Source organism: Ruoffia sp. FAM 20857, from assembly GCF_045528645.1.
Taxonomy (GTDB): Bacteria; Bacillota; Bacilli; order Lactobacillales; family Aerococcaceae; genus Ruoffia; species Ruoffia halotolerans.
On the sequence record NZ_JBGQRB010000016.1, the window covers coordinates 40,304 to 46,303 of the forward strand.

Annotated in this window: 8 protein-coding genes; 2 read left to right on the forward strand and 6 right to left on the reverse strand. The window is 34.9% G+C overall.

The window, feature by feature from the left end:
* Window positions 1-25: 25 nt before the first annotated feature.
* Entirely contained in the window at window positions 26-763 is a 738-nt protein-coding gene (locus ACEN4N_RS05345) for a pseudouridine synthase (protein ID WP_407090009.1), read from the reverse strand.
* A complete protein-coding gene (locus ACEN4N_RS05350; RefSeq protein ID WP_407090008.1) occupies window positions 760-1,521 on the reverse strand; it encodes an alpha/beta fold hydrolase in 762 nt (253 codons plus the stop codon). Before ACEN4N_RS05350 ends, ACEN4N_RS05345 begins: the two co-directional genes overlap by 4 nt.
* A gap of 103 nt (window positions 1,522-1,624) precedes the next feature.
* Between ACEN4N_RS05350 and ACEN4N_RS05355 the strand changes: the two genes are divergently transcribed.
* Window positions 1,625-2,983, forward strand: coding sequence for an FAD-binding oxidoreductase (locus tag ACEN4N_RS05355; protein ID WP_407093821.1), 1,359 nt, complete (start codon window positions 1,625-1,627; stop codon window positions 2,981-2,983).
* A gap of 64 nt (window positions 2,984-3,047) precedes the next feature.
* Here ACEN4N_RS05355 and ACEN4N_RS05360 read toward each other — a convergent pair whose 3' ends face one another.
* The 4 genes from ACEN4N_RS05360 to ACEN4N_RS05375 form a co-directional block, all read right to left on the reverse strand.
* Window positions 3,048-3,719, reverse strand: a complete 672-nt coding sequence (locus ACEN4N_RS05360; RefSeq protein ID WP_407093822.1) for a deoxynucleoside kinase — start codon at window positions 3,717-3,719, stop codon at window positions 3,048-3,050.
* 211 nt (window positions 3,720-3,930) lie between these two features.
* On the reverse strand, window positions 3,931-4,365 hold the full coding sequence (locus ACEN4N_RS05365) for a pyridoxamine 5'-phosphate oxidase family protein (RefSeq protein WP_407093823.1): 435 nt from the start codon (window positions 4,363-4,365) through the stop codon (window positions 3,931-3,933).
* Between the two features lie 18 nt (window positions 4,366-4,383).
* The gene (locus tag ACEN4N_RS05370; protein WP_407093824.1) at window positions 4,384-4,650 is read right to left on the reverse strand and encodes a DUF503 domain-containing protein; all 267 of its coding nucleotides are present in this window, start codon (window positions 4,648-4,650) and stop codon (window positions 4,384-4,386) included.
* Between the two features lie 134 nt (window positions 4,651-4,784).
* Window positions 4,785-5,444 carry a hypothetical protein gene (locus tag ACEN4N_RS05375; protein WP_407093825.1) on the reverse strand — a complete coding sequence of 220 codons (660 nt, stop codon included), beginning with the start codon at window positions 5,442-5,444 and terminating at the stop codon, window positions 4,785-4,787.
* Window positions 5,445-5,735: 291 nt separating this feature from the next.
* On the opposite strand from ACEN4N_RS05375, the gene ACEN4N_RS05380 reads away from it, so the two are divergent.
* Window positions 5,736-6,000 (forward strand): transposase (locus ACEN4N_RS05380; protein WP_407093826.1); only part of this gene is annotated, 265 nt, incomplete at its 3' end.

A 6,000-nucleotide genomic window follows, 5' to 3' on the forward strand; every position in this document is an offset into this window, starting at 1 on the left:
ATTAGGTACTAAATAAATATTCAAATTATGATCGTTTTAATTCTTGCATCATTTCTTTTACTTCTTGTAACTCTTCTTTATATAAATGTCGGTATTGACCACTTTGCGTTGTCTTGTCCAAATAAATGGGACCAATCATGATGCGATGTAAGCCTATGACTTTAACCCCACATTGTAAAAACATACGTTTAATTTGATGTCTTTTCCCCTCAGTTAAAGTAACTACCCCAGTACTTTCACTCATCGATTGATTTAAGATGCGTAATTCAGCTGGTTTGAGTTGAATTCCGCCTTCTAATAGCAAGCCTTTTTCAAATGCCTCCACCATTTTCTGGTCCATCTTGCCATTCACTGTGACATGATATTGCTTTTCTTTAGCAAAACGCGCTTGTTCAAATAAATAATGAAGTTGACCATTGTTTGTGAGAAATACTAAACCGGTTGAATCGCGGTCTAATCTACCTACAATTGATAAACTCTCATCAAAATCTTGTTCTTTTAATAATTCTAAAACGGTAGTGAATTCCAAATCTTTTTTAGCACTCAAGACCCCCTTGGGTTTGTTCAAAGCGATATAAGTATGTCCTAGATTTTCACCTATACGCTTACCTTTTACTCTAATATCAAATAGGCCAGAATCAATCGTAAGCATTCTATCTGTAACGATTTTTCCATCACATGTTACTTGTTTACTCTGTAGCAATCTTTTTCTTTTTTTAACCGGCAAATTGAGTGCTTGTTGTAATAACTCATCAAGCGTCATTTGTGTAACTCTTCTAAATGGTCATTATGGCTACGTTCAAAAAAGTCAGCAATTCGATCCATCGTCTGTGTTTGTACAAGGTGACCAGTATGTTCGAAGATAACTTCCATATTCAGCTCTGGATTCTCTTCTACAAAGGCCTTTGTTTGGCTAAAAGGAACTTTTTCATCTTCATCCCCATGCCAGATAAAGAAAGGTCTGTCGCCTAATAATTCGGGTTGACGGGATAGATCATACTTAGGAATCCAAGATGTTAGATAAAAATAGTCCTGAGGCAAATAAATATTGCGACTGGTCGCATGACGATGAATCATGTTTCTATAATCAGTTAATGCGGGCGTTCCCATGATACAAGCAGCAGCATTAATTTCTGGATTATGTGTCATTAAGGCGCAAGTTGTCATTCCACCCATCGACAAACCACCTACACCAATGAAATTAGTGGTTAAATGTCGTTTTTTGAAATAATCAATAATATAGCCAAATTCAAATAAATTTGTATGAATACTATTAAAAAAGGTCAATGAAGGTATCGTTGAAACCGTTTGGATGCGTTCACCGTGGTTCTCCGCATCTGGTAACACAACGCGAAAGCCTTTAGCCGCTAACTTGCGACCTTGGGTAATTACTAATGTCTTATTAATTTGCCAACCATGATAATATACGATGATTGGTAATGGGTTATTTTGGTCGGTATCTTCAACAACTTCAAATACTGGAATGGTTCCAATCATTCTTTTTCTTACAATAATTTTCAATTTTTTCCAACTTTCTATAAAGTTTATCATTGTAGTTTTGATGACAATATTTAACTAATTTGTTATTCTTATTGTATTGAAAAGCTTTTCAAAGGAGGCAATTATGAAATTAGATAATATTATATCAGAGCCATCACGCATTCTACAAGGAAGTCGCATTCCTGAAGCCTATTCGGTGAATGAGCACAGTATAAAAGTTAATCTTCATGCGGTGGCATATCCATTAAATACTCAAGAAGTCGTCGACTTAGTTAAATATGCCAACCAAAATGACTTAGCCATAATTACTTATGGCGCTAATACTGGTTTAGCTGAAGCGACTTCAGCGTTCGGAGGTGAGTTAATCATCGATCTCAGCAAGATGAATCAGATTATTGACTTCGATTTAGATACATTAACTTTAGTGGTAGAACCTGGTGTCACAAACGGTGACGTCCAACAATATGTAGAGTCCAAAGGCTATTTCTACCCACCTGATCCTGGAGCAAAACATGGTTCAATTGGTGGTAATGTAGCTACAAATGCCGGCGGTATGCGTGCGGTTAAATACGGTACAACGCGTGATTACGTACGTAAGATGGAAATCGTCCTGGCTAATGGTGACGTGATTGAAACAGGTAGCGTAGCGATTAAGAACAGTTCAGGTTATAACTTAAATCATCTATTTATTGGTTCGGAAGGAACTTTAGGAATCATTACTAAAGTCTACTTAAAAGTGATTCCCTTGCCTAAGTTTAAACAATCTTATATCGCCGCCTTCCCTTCGTTAGACGATGCGGCGGAAGCAGTACTTTCTATCTTACGGAATGGTTTAGATATCACAGCTGTTGAGTTTTTCGAACGACGTGCCATCGCATATAGTGAACAACTCTTGAATAAAACATTTCCTAGTGAAAATGGTGTTGCGTACTTATTAATGACCTTTGATGGGATGCATGAAGCGGTCATTCAAGAAGAAGCTCAGCGTTTAGAAAAAATTACTCATGATCATTATGCTGTTGAGTTTTTAGTGCTTTCTGAAGAAGATAGTTTAACTGCATGGGATTTACGCGATAATATATTAGCAGGAATACTAACAATTTCTGAACAAGAGCCTCTAGATTATTCCGTGCCTGTGAATGAATTTGTGAATTTTTTCAAATATACGCATGAAGTTGAAGCGAATAGTGGTTTAAATTTCATTAGTTTTGGCCATGCAGGAGATGGTAATATTCACTCTTCTATCTTGCGAGCTAGCTTAACTCAAGATGAATGGCGAGAGAAAAAACATGAAATACTGACGAATTTATATGCTTATGTCTCTGAAGTCGGTGGTTTACCTTCTGCAGAACATGGTATAGGTTTAGTTAAAAAGCCATACTTTAAACAAGTGATGAGTAGCGAATATTTTCATTACTTAAAACAAATTAAATTGGCATTTGATCCTGACAATCGCTTAAACCCAGGTAAAATATTTGATTAATACTTCATCCTCAAACAAAGAAATCACCTCAAAGATTAACTCTTTAAGGTGATTTTTTATGTATTTATTTTGTCGCAGGTTCTAATTGACCCATCTCAATAAGTTTATTTTTTACTAGTTCAATAACCACTTCTGCATCAGCAGGGTTATTAACGACATCGTATTTATCAATATCAATTTTGATTACTTGTGATGCGTGGTAGTGATTATCTACCCAATCATCGTAGCCACTCCAAAGTGTTTTATAATAATTCACTAAGTTGATATCTTGTTCAAATTCACGACCACGAATGCCGATCCTCTTTAAAATTGTCTCGAATGAGCCTGTTAGATAAATCATTAAATCGGGAGATTTTTTAGGTAGTTCATCCAATTCTTCAAGCATATTTGTCAGAAGTTTTTCATAAGTATTAAACTCAAGATTTGAAATGCGACCTAAGTCGTTGTTAACTTTCGCGAAGTACCAATCTTCATAGATTGAACGATCTAATACGTTACTACGGTGAACAAGTGCCTCCTTAATACTATAAAAACGGCTACTTAAAAATTCTAACTGTAATAAAAATGAATATCTTTTTAATTCTTGTTCTTCCTCTGATGCGGTATAAAATAATGGAAGTATTTCATTGTCATCCACATTTTCATAAAAAATATCTGATTCAAGTGCATTACCAATTAACTTTGCAACACTGGTCTTTCCAGCACCAATCATTCCACCAACAACTATAATCGCCATCGACTCCTCTCCTTTATTCCATACAACAACATGTTGTGTCTATTTAAATATTATAACACTATATATTGTGTTTTCAAGCTGAAATTTAATCTCGTCATTGACGCACCTATGAAACTATACAGAATTTTGTTGATGGATTCAAGTTAATTATTCCACATAATTTTATAATAATAGAAGCGCCACTTTTGTTAGTAAGTGACGCCTTTAATGTCTAATCTTTGACTTCGAATTCAAAATGTTCGACGATTTTATTTTGTAGATGTTGATATTTACCTTGGCCTTTAAACATTTGGAATGCTTGAACTGATAGTTGGTCTGCTTCATCAGGATACACATCATTAACATACGGATTATCTTTTAGTATTTCTTTTAAATGCTCTTTTCCAACTTTTCGGATTGATCCACTGACTCGAATAACTTCAATACCTTTATCAGACTTAGCCATTCCTGTAATTGATACTTCAGGTTTTGCTTCTAATTGCTGATAAAAGTCAGTTTTAGGTGATGTCATGAAGAAGATTCCTTTTTCATTCCCAACACCTACATTAATATAACGTGCTTGAGGTAGTCCTTCTTTGTCCACAGTTGAAAAAACCGCTGCACCAATCTCATCTTGTAATAATGTTAAATATTTTTTGTATTCCATATTCTTCCTCCTAAAAATTTACATTTCTGTAATATTATATTCTGTTACCATTATTGGATAAGTGCTTTCTACAAAAGCAAATATATCTTCTAAACGCTTCTTGCCTACCTTTGCATCGCTTGTAACAATCGCGAAAGCAAGTTCACTTTGATTTAATATATCGTGAAAAGCAACTTCTGCTGCCGATACCTTAAATCGAACTTGACTCTTTTGAATGATACTTTTGACGACGCGTCGTTTGTCTTTTAAAGAATACGCATCATTAATTATAAAAGTGATTGTCAAGACATGTACATACATCAATATCCCTACTTTAAATTAAATATTTCAATGACTCACATTGATAATGAAAGAGAAAAAAAGAAATAAATCATTTTATAATAACATGAATCATTTCTTTGATATTAGTTATGGCACGATTACCAAATTCGGTAGCCAATATTTGTGATTAAAAGGCCAGTCTGAATGTCCCAACGACAATATTGGATATATACCATATCATCACCATTACCGTAATAGGCTAAATCAGGCATATAATCATCACCGTAAAATTGTTTTTGTTGATTCTCATGTAGAAATTCAATCGTTTGAGTAATTTCATAACCTTTACTCAAACCATATTCGTCTGTAATGACTACTTCTGTTCCAACCTCTAGCAGACCATGATCTGCTAATGGATTAAAAACGCCTGTACCCGATAAATCATAGTAATGCCCAAAAAATGTATTAATATCATTTTGTCCCACGTAAGCCACTCGGTTTTCATTCAAGACTTCATTTAATTCATCAAAATCATCACCGAAGCCTTCATTTCCTCGCATGTCTTTAAAAGAAAACTCATAACCATTCACGTTTAGCCTTTCTTCATTATAGCCTGCTTCTGTCCCATCTTCTGGCAGGGATTCGATTTCTTCTTCATCGTAGTCAGTCGGTAAAACTGGTTCATGAATGACCGCACCTTCAATATCTTCGGGTTTCAGGCTGTCATCTTCATTATCTTTTTCTGTTTCGTCCTCGTCTACTCTGTTTCTTTCCTGTACTGACGAAGTATCTTGAGCAAGTACTGCCGTGTTTGGCATATAAGAATTTGTATAAGGCATGAGAGTCGCGAGTATTGATGTTAATAGTAGAAAGCGTTTAATAAAAATCACCTCAAAATTAGTCTAGTAATCATATTATAACTAAAAGTGTCTAATTTAATACTAAATATATTATCCTGAACAATTCATACTTTTCGTTGAAACATGTGCCAACTGCCTAACGGCAGCTTAAATTTACTTTTTCATTTTCACCTGTTAAGTGATGAAAAAAGAACCCCATTCTGATATTGTAAAGGTGTCTAAACCAACCATAAGAAAGGAGTTCTCTTCATGATTAGCTTACACAAAAACCAGGTAAAATTCAATTCAAACATCATCATTTCGCATACAGGTGGTCGTTTATCGAGTGATTCGGGTTTAGTCTTAGTTAAAGAAGTAATGGATACCTTCAAGTTTTCTGATTTGGCGAAATCACTTCTGGACATTAAAGATAACCGTGCTTACTACACGCATGATAATTTAGCGATATTAGAACAGCTCATTATGCAACTGATTGCTGGTTATTCGGCAGACTCGTCAGCTAATCTGTTACGAC

Excerpts from the sequence above, each read along its gene's own strand:
- ACEN4N_RS05355 (WP_407093821.1), top strand. The coding sequence starts at position 1,625 with ATGAAATTAGATAATATTATATCAGAGCCATCACGCATTCTACAAGGA.
- ACEN4N_RS05365 (WP_407093823.1), bottom strand. The coding sequence starts at position 4,365 with ATGGAATACAAAAAATATTTAACATTATTACAAGATGAGATTGGTGCA.
- ACEN4N_RS05360 (WP_407093822.1), bottom strand. The coding sequence starts at position 3,719 with ATGGCGATTATAGTTGTTGGTGGAATGATTGGTGCTGGAAAGACCAGT.
- ACEN4N_RS05345 (WP_407090009.1), bottom strand. The coding sequence starts at position 763 with ATGACGCTTGATGAGTTATTACAACAAGCACTCAATTTGCCGGTTAAA.
- ACEN4N_RS05375 (WP_407093825.1), bottom strand. The coding sequence starts at position 5,444 with ATGCCAAACACGGCAGTACTTGCTCAAGATACTTCGTCAGTACAGGAA.